This window comes from Caulobacter segnis ATCC 21756 (genome assembly GCF_000092285.1).
Classification (GTDB): Bacteria; Pseudomonadota; Alphaproteobacteria; order Caulobacterales; family Caulobacteraceae; genus Caulobacter; species Caulobacter segnis.
The window spans coordinates 4,164,796-4,178,380 of sequence record NC_014100.1 but is presented as its reverse complement, the minus strand read 5'-3'; the positions used below and the strand labels follow the sequence as shown (position 1 = coordinate 4,178,380).

The 13,585-nt window shown below is 67.8% G+C and carries 11 protein-coding genes; 7 read left to right on the top strand and 4 right to left on the bottom strand.

The features are described from left to right. Positions 1 to 14 precede the first annotated feature (14 nt). The 5 genes from sucC to CSEG_RS19065 all read left to right on the top strand — a co-directional run bounded on the left by sucC (position 15) and on the right by CSEG_RS19065 (position 6,962). A complete protein-coding gene (sucC, locus tag CSEG_RS19085; protein WP_013080871.1) occupies positions 15 to 1,214 on the top strand; it encodes an ADP-forming succinate--CoA ligase subunit beta in 1,200 nt (399 codons plus the stop codon). Further along, a complete protein-coding gene (sucD, locus tag CSEG_RS19080; RefSeq protein ID WP_013080870.1) occupies positions 1,215 to 2,099 on the top strand; it encodes a succinate--CoA ligase subunit alpha in 885 nt (294 codons plus the stop codon). It begins immediately after the preceding gene. Positions 2,100 to 2,273: 174 nt separating this feature from the next. After that, positions 2,274 to 5,237, top strand: coding sequence for a 2-oxoglutarate dehydrogenase E1 component (locus tag CSEG_RS19075; RefSeq protein WP_013080869.1), 2,964 nt, complete (start codon positions 2,274 to 2,276; stop codon positions 5,235 to 5,237). Positions 5,238 to 5,297: 60 nt separating this feature from the next. After that, a complete protein-coding gene (gene odhB / locus CSEG_RS19070; RefSeq protein WP_013080868.1) occupies positions 5,298 to 6,530 on the top strand; it encodes a 2-oxoglutarate dehydrogenase complex dihydrolipoyllysine-residue succinyltransferase in 1,233 nt (410 codons plus the stop codon). A gap of 87 nt (positions 6,531 to 6,617) precedes the next feature. Beyond that, positions 6,618 to 6,962, top strand: coding sequence for a DUF3088 family protein (locus tag CSEG_RS19065; protein ID WP_013080867.1), 345 nt, complete (start codon positions 6,618 to 6,620; stop codon positions 6,960 to 6,962). Here CSEG_RS19065 and CSEG_RS19060 read toward each other — a convergent pair. Then, positions 6,959 to 7,663: an AcvB/VirJ family lysyl-phosphatidylglycerol hydrolase gene (locus CSEG_RS19060; protein ID WP_013080866.1), complete on the bottom strand. Its 705-nt coding sequence runs from the start codon at positions 7,661 to 7,663 to the stop codon at positions 6,959 to 6,961. The two genes, CSEG_RS19065 and CSEG_RS19060, sit on opposite strands and share 4 nt — an antisense overlap. Positions 7,664 to 7,893: 230 nt before the next feature. On the opposite strand from CSEG_RS19060, the gene lpdA reads away from it, so the two are divergent. Further along, positions 7,894 to 9,294: a dihydrolipoyl dehydrogenase gene (gene lpdA / locus CSEG_RS19055; protein WP_013080865.1), complete on the top strand. Its 1,401-nt coding sequence runs from the start codon at positions 7,894 to 7,896 to the stop codon at positions 9,292 to 9,294. A gap of 87 nt (positions 9,295 to 9,381) precedes the next feature. After that, complete coding sequence (locus tag CSEG_RS19050) at positions 9,382 to 9,681, top strand: hypothetical protein (protein WP_013080864.1); 300 nt, start codon at positions 9,382 to 9,384, stop codon at positions 9,679 to 9,681. A gap of 95 nt (positions 9,682 to 9,776) precedes the next feature. On the opposite strand, the gene CSEG_RS19045 is transcribed toward CSEG_RS19050, so the two are convergent. The 3 genes from CSEG_RS19045 to CSEG_RS19035 form a co-directional block, all read right to left on the bottom strand. Next, positions 9,777 to 11,789, bottom strand: a complete 2,013-nt coding sequence (locus CSEG_RS19045; RefSeq protein WP_013080863.1) for a methyl-accepting chemotaxis protein — start codon at positions 11,787 to 11,789, stop codon at positions 9,777 to 9,779. Between the two features lie 137 nt (positions 11,790 to 11,926). After that, positions 11,927 to 12,856 carry a tyrosine recombinase XerC gene (locus tag CSEG_RS19040; protein WP_013080862.1) on the bottom strand — a complete coding sequence of 310 codons (930 nt, stop codon included), beginning with the start codon at positions 12,854 to 12,856 and terminating at the stop codon, positions 11,927 to 11,929. Continuing rightward, on the bottom strand, positions 12,853 to 13,533 hold the full coding sequence (locus tag CSEG_RS19035; RefSeq protein WP_013080861.1) for a DUF484 family protein: 681 nt from the start codon (positions 13,531 to 13,533) through the stop codon (positions 12,853 to 12,855). The genes CSEG_RS19040 and CSEG_RS19035 overlap by 4 nt, the downstream gene beginning before the upstream one ends. Between the last annotated feature and the right edge of the window lie 52 nt (positions 13,534 to 13,585).

Below are 13,585 nucleotides of genomic sequence, written 5' to 3'. Positions count from 1 at the left end.
GAGACCGGGCCCTCATGAACATCCACGAACATCAAGCCAAAGCCGTACTCGCCGAGTTCGGCGCCCCCGTGCCGCGCGGCTTCGCCGCCTTCACGCCCGATGAAGCCGCCGCCGCCGCTGAAAAGCTGGGCGGGCCGGTCTTCGTCGTGAAGAGCCAGATCCACGCCGGCGGCCGCGGCAAGGGCAAGTTCGAGGGCCTCGGCCCCGACGCCAAGGGCGGCGTGCGCGTCGTCAAGTCGGTCGAAGAGGTCAAGACCAACGCCGCCGAAATGCTCGGCCGCGTGCTGGTGACCCACCAGACGGGCCCCAAGGGCAAGCAGGTCAACCGCCTCTACATCGAGGAAGGCGCGGCGATCGCCAAGGAATTCTACCTGTCGCTTCTCGTCGACCGCGCCTCGAGCAAGGTCTCGGTCGTCGCCTCGACCGAAGGCGGCATGGACATCGAGGACGTCGCTCACTCGACGCCCGAGAAGATCCACACCTTCACCATCGACCCGGCGACGGGCGTGTGGCCGACCCACCAGCGCGCCCTGGCCAAGGCTCTGGGCCTGACCGGCGGTCTGGCCAAGGAAGCCGCCTCGCTGCTGACCCAGCTCTATACGGCGTTCATGGCCAAGGACATGGCCATGCTGGAGATCAACCCGCTGATCGTGACCGCGGATGATCACCTGCGCGTCCTGGACGCCAAGCTGTCGTTCGACGGCAACAGCCTGTTCCGTCACCCGGACATCAAGGCGCTGCGCGACGAGAGCGAAGAAGACCCCAAGGAAATCGAAGCCTCGAAGTACGACCTGGCCTACATCGCCCTCGACGGCGAAATCGGCTGCATGGTCAACGGCGCGGGCCTGGCCATGGCCACCATGGACATCATCAAGCTGTACGGCGCTGAGCCGGCCAACTTCCTCGATGTCGGCGGCGGCGCCAGCAAGGAGAAGGTCACCGCGGCCTTCAAGATCATCACCGCCGATCCGGCCGTGAAGGGCATCCTGGTCAACATCTTCGGCGGCATCATGCGCTGCGACATCATCGCGGAAGGCGTCATCGCCGCCGTGAAGGAAGTCGGCCTGAAGGTTCCGCTGGTCGTCCGTCTGGAAGGCACCAACGTCGAGCTCGGCAAGAAAATCATCTCGGAAAGCGGCCTGAACGTCATCGCCGCCAACGATCTGTCTGACGGCGCCGAGAAGATCGTCGCCGCTGTGAAGGGCGCCCGCTAAATGTCGGTTCTGATCGGTTCGCACACCAAGGTCATCTGCCAGGGCATCACCGGCGCTCAAGGCACGTTCCACTCCGAGCAGGCCATCGCCTACGGCACCAAGATGGTCGGCGGCGTCACCCCGGGTAAGGGCGGTCAAACGCACATCGGCCTGCCGGTGTTCGACACCGTCATCGAAGCCAAGGAAGCCACCGGCGCCGACGCCTCGGTGATCTACGTCCCGCCGCCCTTCGCGGCCGACTCGATCCTGGAAGCCATCGAGGCCGAGATCCCGCTGATCGTCTGCATCACCGAGGGCATCCCGGTGCTGGACATGGTCAAGGTCAAGAAGGCCCTGCAAGGCTCGCGTTCGCGCCTGATCGGCCCGAACTGCCCCGGCGTCCTGACGCCCGGCGAGTGCAAGATCGGCATCATGCCGGGCTCGATCTTCTCGAAGGGCTCGGTCGGCGTCGTGTCGCGCTCGGGCACCCTGACCTACGAAGCCGTGTTCCAGACCACCAACGCGGGCCTGGGCCAAACCACGGCTGTCGGCATCGGCGGCGACCCCGTCAAGGGCACCGAGTTCATCGACGTCCTGGAAATGTTCCTGGCCGACGAAGCCACCAAGTCGATCGTCATGATCGGCGAAATCGGCGGCTCGGCCGAAGAAGAAGCGGCGCAGTTCCTGAAGGACGAAGCCAAGCGCGGCCGCAAGAAGCCGATGGTCGGCTTCATCGCCGGTCGTACGGCTCCTCCTGGCCGTCACATGGGCCACGCGGGCGCGATCGTTTCGGGCGGCAAGGGCGGCGCCGAGGACAAGATCGCGGCGATGGAAGACGCGGGCATCCGCGTTTCGCCTTCGCCGGCCAAGCTGGGCGAGACCCTGCTTGAAGTGCTCAAAGGCTAACTAGAACACCGAAACCCCGCCTCGTGCGGGGCCCAGGTTTTTTGCGACCGCCAGTCGACGATCCGAAAAAATCACCTGGGCCCCGCCAAGCGACGGGCGCCCGGGCGATTGAGAGACTATATTTACGGGCTTGCGATAGCGCTCCCGTGAGCAAGCGGATCTAAGGCGACAACGATGGCGGACGACGCAGGCATCATCAACCAGGTCTTGACCGAGACCAGCTTCCTCTACGGCGCCAACGCGGCGTTCGTTGAGGACCTCTACGCCCAGTGGGCGGAGAACCCCTCATCGGTCGAGCCCTCGTGGAACGCCTTCTTCGCCAGCCTGCAGGAGCAGGCCGACCAGGTGAAGCGCGCGGCCCAGGATCCGGCCTGGACGCCCAAGAAGGTCCCGACCGTCCGTCCGGACTGGCTGTCGGCCCTGGACGGCCAATGGGCCACCGTCGCTCCCGCCGTCGAAGCCAAGATCGCCAAGGCCGTCGAGGGCAAGGCCCCCGGCGCCTCCGCCGAAGCCGTCCGCGCCGCCACGCTGGACAGCCTGCGCGCCATCATGATGATCCGGGCCTACCGGATGCGCGGCCACCTCGCCGCCAATCTCGACCCGCTGGGCCTGGAGCCGCCGAAGCCGGCCCCGGAACTGGATCCGGCCACCTACGGCTTCGCCGACGCCGACTACGACCGCCCGATCTTCCTCGACTACGTCCTGGGTCTCGAGACCGCCTCGATCCGCGAGATCCTCGACATCCTGCGCCGCACCTACTGCGGCAATGTCGGCGTGCAGTACATGCACATCTCCGACCCGGCCGAGAAGGCCTGGCTGCAGGAGCGCATCGAAGGCCGCGACAAGGAAATCACCTTCACCAAGGAAGGCAAGGTCGCCATCCTGAAGAAGCTGATCGAGGCCGAGGGCTTCGAGAAGTTCCTGCACAAGCGCTTCCCTGGCACCAAGCGCTTCGGCCTGGACGGCGGTGAAGCCATGGTCCCGGCCATGGAGCAGATCATCAAGCGCGGCGGCGCGCTGGGCGTGAAGGACATCGTCCTGGGCATGCCGCACCGCGGCCGCCTGAACGTTCTGGCCGCCGTGATGGGCAAGCCCTACCACGTCATCTTCCACGAATTCCAAGGCGGCTCGTCGGTCCCCTCGGACGTCGAGGGCTCGGGCGACGTGAAGTACCACATGGGCGCCTCGTCGGACCGTGAGTTCGACGACAACAAGGTCCACCTGTCGCTCACCGCCAACCCGTCGCACCTGGAAATCGTCAACCCGGTCGTGATCGGCAAGGCCCGCGCCAAGCAGGCCTTCACCCTGCGCGAGCAGCCGGACGCCGGCCGCGGCCACGTCCTGCCGCTGCTGCTGCACGGCGACGCCGCCTTCGCCGGCCAGGGCGTGGTGGCCGAGTGCTTCACCCTGTCGGGCCTGAAGGGCTACCGCACGGGCGGCACCATCCACTTCATCGTCAACAACCAGATCGGCTTCACGACCAGTCCGCGCTACTCGCGCAGCTCGCCGTACCCGTCCGACGTCGCCCTGATGGTCGAGGCCCCGATCTTCCACGTGAACGGCGACGATCCCGAAGCCGTCGTCTTCGCCTCGAAGGTCTCGACCGAGTACCGGCAGAAGTTCGGCAAGGACGTGGTCATCGACATGTTCTGCTACCGTCGCTTCGGTCACAACGAAGGCGACGATCCGACCATGACGTCGCCGCTGATGTACGCGAAGATCAAGGGTCACCCGCCGACCCGCGAGCTCTACGCCAGCCGCCTGGTCGGCGAGGGCGTCTGCACCCAGGCCGAGGTCGATGGCTGGGTCTCGGAGTTCGAGCAGTTCCTCGACAAGGAATTCGACGCCGGCAAGAGCTACAAGCCCAACAAGGCCGACTGGCTGGACGGCAAGTGGGCCGGCCTGACCCTGCCGGGCGACGAAGACCGTCGCGGCAAGACCGCCTTCCCGAAGACCCGCCTGACCGAGCTGGGCCGTCTGATCACCACGATCCCGGAGCGGATCGACGCCCACAAGACCGTGCGCCGCGCCATCGAGAACCGCCGCGACGCGTTCGAGAAGGGCGAGGGTATCGACTGGGGCGCGGCCGAGCACCTGGCCTTCGCCACCCTGCTCGACGAGGGCTATCCGGTCCGCCTGTCGGGCCAGGACTCGGTGCGCGGCACCTTCACCCAGCGCCACTCGGACATCATCGACCAGAAGACCGAAGAGCACTACACGCCGCTGAACAACATCCGTCCGGGCCAGGCGCACTATGAGGTGATCGACTCGGCCCTGTCGGAAGAGGCGGTGCTGGGCTTCGAATACGGCTTCTCGCTGGCCGATCCGAACACCCTGACCCTGTGGGAAGGCCAGTTCGGCGACTTCGTGAACGGCGCCCAGGTCGTGATCGACCAGTTCATCAGCTCGGGCGAGCGCAAGTGGCTGCGGATGAGCGGCCTCGTGATGCTGCTGCCGCACGGCTACGAAGGCCAGGGCCCCGAGCACAGCTCGGCGCGCCTCGAGCGCTTCCTGCAGTCGTGCGCGGAAGACAACATGCAGGTGCTGAACTGCACCACGCCGGCGAACTACTTCCACGCCCTTCGTCGCCAGATGAAGCGCGAGTTCCGCAAGCCGCTGATCGTGATGTCGCCCAAGAGCCTGCTGCGCCACAAGCGCGCTGTCTCGAACCTGGCGGACTTCGCCGAGGGCTCCAGCTTCCACCGCGTGATGGTGGACGGCGCCGAGGCCGGTTGCGACGTCGGCGGGATCACGCTGAAGAGCGACGATCAGATCAAGCGCGTCATCGTCTGCTCGGGCAAGGTCTACTTCGACCTGGTCGACCATCGCGCCAAGACGGGCCGCGACGACGTCTATCTGCTGCGCCTGGAGCAGTTCTATCCGTGGCCGATGAAGTCGCTGATGAATGTGCTCTCGCGCTTCAAGAACGCCGACCTGGTCTGGTGCCAGGAAGAGCCCAAGAACATGGGCGGCTGGACCTTCGTCGATCCTTGGCTGGAACTGACCCTGGACAAGCTGGACATCAAGGCCAAGCGCGCGCGCTATGTCGGTCGTCCGGCCTCGGCCTCGACGGCCGCGGGCCTGATGAGCCGCCACCTGAAAGAGCTCGAGACCTTCCTCAACGAGGCCTTCGCCTAAGGGCGAAGGTTCTCCGCTAAAACCCCGCCGGACCAAACAAGAGAGACATCGGAAAGCCCCATGGCCGACATCATGACCCCCGCCCTCGGCGAATCCGTCACGGAAGCGACGGTCGCCCGCTGGACCAAGAAGGCCGGGGAGGCCGTGAAGAAGGACGAAATCCTCGTCGAGCTGGAAACCGACAAGGTTTCGCTTGAAGTGGCCTCGCCCGCCGACGGCGTGCTGTCGGCCATCGGCGCCGCCGAAGGCGCGACCGTCGTTCCGGGCACGGTCCTGGGCGTGGTGACCGAAGGCGGCGCCGCGACCGCCGCTCCGGCCGCTCCCAAGGCCGCCGAAGCGCCCAAGCCCGCGCCGGCTCCGGCCGCCGCCCCGGCTCTCGCTCCCGCTCCGGCCCCGGCCGCCGCTGCTCCGGCCGCCGCGCCGGTCAGCCCGGCTCCGGCCCGCATCGCCGCCGAAACCGGCCTCGACCTGTCGAAGGTCGCGGGCACCGGCAAGGACGGCCGCGTGACCAAGGGCGACGCCCTGGCCGCTCTGGAAGCCCGCGCCGCGGCTCCGGCCCCGGCCGCCGCTCCGGCCGCGCCGCGCGCCCTGCACGAGCGCGAGGAACGCGTGAAGATGACGCGCCTGCGTCAGACGATCGCCCGTCGCCTGAAGGAAGCCCAGAACACCGCCGCCATGCTGACGACCTTCAACGAGGTCGACATGAGCGCCGTGATGGCCCTGCGCGCCCAGTACAAGGACGTCTTCGAAAAGCAGCACGGCGTGAAGCTGGGCTTCATGTCGTTCTTCACCAAGGCCGTCGTGGCCGCGCTGAAGGCGATCCCGGACGTCAACGCCGAGATCGACGGCCAGGACATCATCTACAAGAACCACTACGACATCGGCGTCGCCGTCGGCACCGACAAGGGCCTGGTGGTTCCGGTCGTCCGTGACGCCGACGTGCTGAACCTGGCGCAGATCGAAAAGACGATCGGCGACCTGGGCAAGCGCGCCCGCACCGGCCAGCTGGGCATCGAGGACATGCAGGGCGGCACCTTCACGATCACCAACGGCGGCATCTACGGTTCGCTGATGTCGACCCCGATCCTGAACGCGCCGCAGTCGGGCATCCTGGGCATGCACGCCATCAAGGAACGTCCGATGGTCGTGAACGGCAAGATCGAGATTCGCCCGATGATGTATCTGGCCCTGTCGTACGACCACCGCGTCGTCGACGGCGCCGGCGCCGTGACCTTCCTGGTGAAGGTCAAGGAAGCCATCGAAGACCCGCAGCGCCTGCTGCTGGAGCTCTAAGCTTCACGAGAGGCCTTCAAGGCGTCTTTGCAATCGCGGCCCCGGCGTCCTACGTCGGGGCCGTTCGCATTTCTGGGGTACGCCGCGATGGCCAAGGACACGCTCTATCTGCTGAAGCCGCATTTCGAGAAGGACGGCGTCCAGCGCTTCTGTCCCGACTGCGCGATGATGGAAGGCTATCTGGCGACCTATCCGCAGCTACGCGAGACGCTGGAGATCGTCCGCGTCGACTACGTTCGGCCTCGCGCGGTCCTGGTCGAGCGGCTGGGCGAAGATCACCAGAACGCCCCCACCCTGATCCTGGCCCAGGTCGCGCCGGACGCGGGTCCGCACGGCGAGATCCAATCGGCCAACGGCCTGTCGTTCCTGACGGACGCCCGGCCGATCACCCGCTATCTCGCGGCCAAGCACGGCCTGGCCGCGCCGCTCTAGCGGCTGGCCCGCAGCACCGCCTCGCCCAGAGCGGCGTAGTCGCCGTTGAAGTGGTGGCCGCCAGGCAGGCGCACCTTGGCGACCACGTCGTCCGGGAGGTCCGGGCAGATGTCGTGATGTTCCTTGTCGCCATAGACACAGGTGATCCTCACATCCTTCAGCGCCGTGATCGCCGGGGCGGCGGGGAAGGAATCGCGCGGCGCCAGGTTCAGCCAACTCGCCGGGTGGAAGCGAAGGTCGCCGGCCGGGCCTGGCCCGATCAGGACCACGTGGCTGACCTGGGCGCGCACGTCGGCCGGCAGGCGCGGAATGATCGCCGGCAGGGCGTCGGCCCCGAACGAATAGCCGATCAGGACAACCTTGCCGCGGCGCCATTGACGTTCGTAGGCGCGGACGCTGGCGGCGAGATCGGCCGCGACGCCGTCCGCCGTCCGATCGGCGCGGAAATAAGCCAGGGAATTGACGCCGATCGTCGGCACGCCGTTGTCGGCCAGGCGGCGAGCCACCTGCTGGTCCAGCGGTCCCCAGCCGCCGTCGCCGGAATAGAGCACCGCCAAGCTGTCGCCGGCCCGGTCGCTGGGCACGGCGATGGGGCCGGTCCAGGCGGGCGCGGGTTTGGCCAGAACCCCGGCGAGGGCGACGGCGGCCAGGGCCGCGAACAGAAGGGGGCGCAGCTTCATGCCCTCATGACGACACCGCATGGTGGCGCTCTTCAGGCGTCTCAATGTCAAGCTTGTGGCTATCCTCGTCATGAGGAGGCTCGGCTCGCCCATTTTCCTTTTGTTTCAAGGCCGCGGACGACGAAAGGTGGTTCCGTTTTTAACACTCTGGTTCTAAGGAACACGCGCCTCCAAAGGTCTGACAAAACGGCCGGCGAGGCCCCATATCTTGTCCGGCGCCGATCTCGGCGCGTCCTGAAGGCGATAGACCCATGGCTCAGTACGACGTCGTCATCATCGGTGGCGGTCCTGGTGGCTACAACGCGGCGATCCGCGCGGGCCAGCTGGGCCTGAAGACCGCGATCGTCGAAGGTCGCGGCAAGCTGGGCGGCACCTGCCTGAACGTCGGCTGCATGCCCTCGAAGGCGCTTCTGCACGCCTCGGAAATGTACGCCTCCGCCACGGGTCCCGAATTCGCCAAGCTGGGCATCGAGGTCAAGCCGAAGCTGAACCTGCCGCAGATGATGGCCCAGAAGGCCGAGAGCGTCGAAGCCCTGACCAAGGGCGTCGAGTTCCTGATGAAGAAGAACAAGGTCGACTACGTGAAGGGCTGGGGCCGCATCGACGGCGCCGGCAAGGTCGTGGTCAAGGCCGAGGACGGTTCGGAAGCCACCCTCGAGACCAAGAACATCGTGATCGCCACCGGCTCGGAGCCGACCCCGCTGCCGGGCGTGACGATCGACAACAAGCGCGTCGTCGACTCGACCGGCGCCCTGTCGCTGCCGGAAGTGCCCAAGCACCTCGTGGTCGTCGGCGCCGGCGTGATCGGCCTGGAGCTGGGCTCGGTCTGGAAGCGCCTGGGCGCGGAAGTCACGGTCGTCGAATATCTCGACCGCATCCTGCCGGGCACGGACACCGAGGTGGCCAACGCCTTCCAGAAGATCCTGACCAAGCAGGGCTTCAAGTTCCAGCTGGGCGCCAAGGTCACTGGCGCGACGGCCTCGGCCAAGGGCGTGAAGCTCGGCTTCGAGCCCGTCGCCGGCGGCGACGCCCAGACGATCGAGGCCGACTACGTGCTGGTCGCCATCGGCCGCCGTCCGTACACCCAAGGCCTGGGCCTCGAGACGGTCGGCATTACGCCGGACAAGCGCGGCATGATCGCCAACGACCACTTCAAGACCGGCGTCGCCGGCGTGTGGGTGATCGGCGACGTGACCTCGGGTCCGATGCTGGCCCACAAGGCCGAGGACGAAGGCGTGGCCTGCATCGAGATGATCGCGGGCAAGGCCGGTCACGTGAACTACGGGATCATCCCGGGCGTCGTCTACACCAGCCCCGAAGTCGCCACGGTCGGCCAGACCGAGGACGATCTGAAGGCCGCGGGCGTCGCCTACAAGGTCGGCAAGTTCCCGTTCCTGGCCAACAGCCGCGCCAAGATCAACCACGAGACCGACGGCTTCGTGAAGATCCTGGCCGACGCCAAGACCGATCGTATCCTGGGCGCTCACGCCGTGGGTCCGAACGTCGGCGACATGATCGCCGAAGTCTGCGTGGCCATGGAGTTCGGCGGCGCCTCGGAAGACATCGCCCGCACCTGCCACCCGCACCCCACCCGGTCGGAAGCGATCCGTCAGGCGGCCATGGGCGTCGAGGGCTGGACGATGCAGGCCTAAACGGCCTGCGTTTCCTGTCTCAAAGTTAATCTTCAAGTCCGCGCAATCGGACGTAGCATGGCGGGGTTCCTACACCGGAGCCCCGCCATGTTCTTGTCCACGCTCCTGCTGGCCGCCGCTCTGCAGACGCCGCCCGTGACCGCCGCGCCGTCGCCGGCTGGGCCTCCCGCTCCCGCGGCGGTTCCGTTCGTTCAGGCCCCGCGCATGAAGGGCCAGCGCTCACCCTTTGAATGCCGCCAGCGCGCCACCTTGGCTCGCAAGGCCGGGGACGAGACCGTGAAGCCCCTGAGCCGTATGCCGACGGCGATCGGCGAGCGCGCCGTCATGCGGATGGTCGACGGCTGTCCGGTTCGCACGCCGATCGTCCAGAGCCCTCCGCGCCGCTGAGCCCAGGAAAAAGCCCCGCCTCAGACGAGACGGGGCCAAGTCGCTTAGGGGAGGAGACGCCCCGCCGCGTGAGCGGGGCGATACGCTACTGGAGCTTAGAATTCTTCCCAGTCTTCGGCCGAGGCGGCCGGCGCGGCCGAGCTCTTGGCGAAGCTGGCGACCTTGGCCTGGGCGGCCGCCACCGGGTTGAGGCCCGGACGGCTGCTGGCCGAAGCCGGCGCAGGGCCCTTCATCGGAGGCGGCGTGTAGCGCGGGGCGGCCGGCGCCGGACGCGTGGCCGCGCGGGCCGAGCTCGCGCTGGAGGTCGGGGCGGCGACCGCGGCGCCGCCGACGCGGAAGCGGCCGATCATCTTCAGCAGGTTGCCGGCCTCGCCCTTCAGCGAGTGAGCGGCGGCGGTCGATTGCTCGACCATGGCGGCGTTCTGCTGGACGGTCTGGTCCATCTGGTTGACGGCGGCGTTGACCTGGTTGAGGCCGGTGGCCTGCTCCTGGCCCGAGGAGGCGATCTCGCCGACCAGGGCGTCGATCTCGCCGACCTTCGAGACGATGGCTTGCAGGGCCTCGCCGGTCTGGCCGACCATGCTCACGCCTTGGTTCACTTGCTGGCTCGAGGTCGAGATCAGGGTCTTGATCTCCTTGGCCGCATCGGCCGAGCGCTGGGCCAGGGCCCGCACTTCCTGGGCGACGACCGCGAAGCCGCGGCCCGCTTCACCCGCCCGCGCGGCTTCGACGCCGGCGTTCAGGGCCAGAAGGTTGGTCTGGAAGGCGATCTCGTCGATCACGCCGATGATCTGGCTGATCTCCTGCGACGACTTCTCGATCTCGTTCATGGCCTCGACGGCGTTGCGGACGACCACGCTGGAGCGTTCGGCGTCGCCGCGGGTCGAGCCCACGACCTTGGCGGCTTCCATGGCGCCGGCCGACGAGCGGCGCACGGTGGCCGTGATCTCGTCCAGGGCGGCGGCGGTTTCTTCCAGGCTGGCGGCCTGCTGTTCGGTGCGGCGCGACAGGTCGTCGGAGGCCGAGGCGATCTCGTCCGAGCCCGCGCCGATGCTGCCGGCGGCGTGGACGATGGTGCGCATCGTCTCTTCCAACTGCACGATGGCGCCGTTGAAGTCGCTCTGCAGGCGCTTGTAGCTCTCGGGGATCTCTTGATCGAGGCGATAGGTCAGGTCGCCCTCGGCCAGGCGGTTCAGGCCTTCGGCGATGATCTCCATGACCTTGGCCTGCTCTTGGGCGGCGGCTTCGGCCATTTCCTGATTGCGACGGCGCTCGGCCTCGGCTTCGGCGTTGGCGCGGGCCTGGGCGGCCTCGGCGGTACGCAGGGCCACGGCGTTGTCCTTGAACACCTGGACCGAGCGGGCCATGGCGCCGACCTCGTCCTTGCGGTCCGCGCCCTTGACGTCCACTTCGACCGAGCCATTGGCCAGGATTTCCATGGTCTTGGCGGTGGCGATCAGCGGGGCGGCGATCTTGCGCGAGCCGATCCACAGGGCCAGGACCAGGGCCGCGCCGGCGGCGATCACGCCGAACAGGATCGAGAAGGTCGTGCCGGCCGCGGCCGCCTTCGAGGCCGCGGCGACCATCGCCATAGTCTCTTTGTTGTGGCCGTTGGTGAAGTCGCTGACGTCCTTGGTCAGCGCGGCGATATCCGGGTCGATCACCGCCATCACCATGATCGCGGCTTCATCGACGTTCTGGAGGCCAAGGTCCGCGCCTTGGCGCGCGTTGGTGTAGACCTTCTCCAGCCGCGCCGAGAAATCGGCGACCTTTTTGCTCGAGGAGGGCTCAAGCTTCTTGATTTCAGCCAGCAGGTCCTTGGCGTCCTTGTAGTTCTTGTCGATCTCGCCGCTGGCCTGCTGCGCGTCGGCCGACAGGCCGTCATAGGCCACCGTTCGGTAGGCGGCGTAGCCGATCGCCTGAATCCGGCGGTTGAAGCGAGAGGACGCCAGCTCAGTCGGCCCGCGATGCTCCGCCAGGAGCCTCAGATCGCTTTCGATCCTGTTTGCTTCCCAAGCGCCCAGCCCGACGATCGCGAGGGCGACCAACGTCAGGATCACGGCGGGCAGGGCGACTTTCGTCGAAATCTTCAGGTCGTCGAACTTCATGATGGCCTCTCGCGGCTGCGCAGCCGGAAGACGGAGCGCGCATAACTTGCTTCCAGAAGCTCGGCTGGCCGTAAAATCGCGGTTAATATCGGCTTCTCAAGGGCTTAGCGCGACACTCGGTCGCACGTGTCGCAGCGTCAGGCCTTGGGATGCGCGGCTTGATAGGCGGCGAGCAGGCCCGCCGCGTCGACCTGCGTGTAGCGCTGGGTGGTCGACAGCGAGGCGTGGCCGAGCAGCTCCTGGATCGTCCTCAGGTCCGCGCCCGCGCCGAGCAGGTGCGTGGCGAAGGCGTGGCGGAAGGCGTGCGGCGTCACCCGGTCCGACAGACCCAGCCGTCCTCGCAGTGTCTGGACCAGCGCCTGGACGTGACGCGGGGACAGGGGGCCGCCGCGCTTGGCCCGGAACAGCGGCTCGTCGGGGCCCAGCACGAACGGCAGCTCGTCGGCATAGACGGCCACGGCCTCGCGCACGGCGTCCAGCACCGGCGCGATGCGGGTCTTGCCGCCCTTGCCGGTGATGCGCAGCGCCGCCCCCAGCGGGACGTCGCTCCAGGTCAGGGACAGTGCTTCCGATATCCGCAAGCCGCAGCCCCACAGCAGGGTCAGAACCGCCTCGTCTCGGGCGGTCTCCCAGGGCTCGCGCTCGGTGTCGCCCGAGGCCTCGAAAATCAGGTCGCGGGCCTGGTCTTCCGAGACGGGGCGGGGCAGGCCGATCTTCAGGCGCGGGCCCCGCACCAGGCCAATCGCGGCGTTGGCCACGCCATGCCGCTGGTCGACATAGCGGTGGAAGGCGCGGATCGAGGACAGGGCCTGCGAGATCGAGCGTGGGGCCAGGGCGTTCTCGCCCTGGCGGCGGAAGGCCAGATAGCCGCGCAGATCCGCGGCCGAGATCTCGCCCAGGGCCGCGACGCTCAGCGCCTCGCCGCGATGGTTCTCCAGGAAATTCAGATAGGCCAGGACGTTGTCGCCATAGGCCCGCACCGTGCGCGGCGAGGCCCGGCGCTCCAGCGTCAGGTGGTCCAGCCAGGCGGCGAGAGCCTGGCGCCCAGTCCTGACGCTTGAGGTCATAGGACCGGCCAGCGCTCGGCCGTGCGCTCGACCACCCGGCCCAGGAAGTTGACCAGCTCGGTGCCCATGTCGGGCATGAAGGCCTCGGGATCGGTCGAGCCGAAGGCCAGCACGGCCTCGCGGCGCGGCTCCCAGATGGCCATGCGCACCAGGGCCATGCTGCGGATCAGCTCGGCCTTGTCGCCGAACAGCGGCAGGGCGGGGGCGAAGAAGCCCATGCGGGCGATCGGCGCGTCGCCGACCAGCATGTCGGCTTGTCCCTCGGCCAGGGCGCGCCAGCCGGCGGGCACGCGCAGCGGCCCCTCCAGGGCGATGACCCCGGCGGCGAGGCCAAAGCGCAGCACCGACAGCTCGTCCACCCGGCGGGCGAGGTCGGAGTGGTTGCGGGCGTCGAGCATGTCGATGACCGCCGCGTGGGTCTGGGCCTGGGCGGAGTAGTTGGCGCGGGCGTTGGCCTCGATCGCCTGGCGAGCCAGGGCCTCGCGCTTGTGGGCGGCGGCCACCTTGGCCAGGGCGGCCGGGCCGAAGTCGAGGATGTTGCTGGCGTCGATCTTTAGGCCCAGCTCCCCCAGCAGGGTGTCATCCTGGCGCAGGAAGTCGGGCGCCGTGCGCAGGAACGCCCGGACGCTGTCGGCGTCGACCGTCGTCTTCTTGGCCGCGCGAGTCGCGTCGCTCATGGATGCCCCGAGGTTCGTGAAGTGACGGGTCGATGAAGCCTGAAGACGGTTA

What these genes read in the sequence shown, in the direction of transcription:
- CSEG_RS19060 (WP_013080866.1), bottom strand. Translation starts at nt 7,663, where the DNA reads ATGCGGTGTCGTCATGAGGGCATGAAGCTGCGCCCCCTTCTGTTCGCG.
- CSEG_RS19050 (WP_013080864.1), top strand. Translation starts at nt 9,382, where the DNA reads ATGTTCTTGTCCACGCTCCTGCTGGCCGCCGCTCTGCAGACGCCGCCC.
- CSEG_RS19075 (WP_013080869.1), top strand. Translation starts at nt 2,274, where the DNA reads ATGGCGGACGACGCAGGCATCATCAACCAGGTCTTGACCGAGACCAGC.
- sucD (WP_013080870.1), top strand. Translation starts at nt 1,215, where the DNA reads ATGTCGGTTCTGATCGGTTCGCACACCAAGGTCATCTGCCAGGGCATC.
- CSEG_RS19035 (WP_013080861.1), bottom strand. Translation starts at nt 13,533, where the DNA reads ATGAGCGACGCGACTCGCGCGGCCAAGAAGACGACGGTCGACGCCGAC.
- odhB (WP_013080868.1), top strand. Translation starts at nt 5,298, where the DNA reads ATGGCCGACATCATGACCCCCGCCCTCGGCGAATCCGTCACGGAAGCG.
- CSEG_RS19040 (WP_013080862.1), bottom strand. Translation starts at nt 12,856, where the DNA reads ATGACCTCAAGCGTCAGGACTGGGCGCCAGGCTCTCGCCGCCTGGCTG.
- CSEG_RS19045 (WP_013080863.1), bottom strand. Translation starts at nt 11,789, where the DNA reads ATGAAGTTCGACGACCTGAAGATTTCGACGAAAGTCGCCCTGCCCGCC.
- CSEG_RS19065 (WP_013080867.1), top strand. Translation starts at nt 6,618, where the DNA reads ATGGCCAAGGACACGCTCTATCTGCTGAAGCCGCATTTCGAGAAGGAC.
- lpdA (WP_013080865.1), top strand. Translation starts at nt 7,894, where the DNA reads ATGGCTCAGTACGACGTCGTCATCATCGGTGGCGGTCCTGGTGGCTAC.
- sucC (WP_013080871.1), top strand. Translation starts at nt 15, where the DNA reads ATGAACATCCACGAACATCAAGCCAAAGCCGTACTCGCCGAGTTCGGC.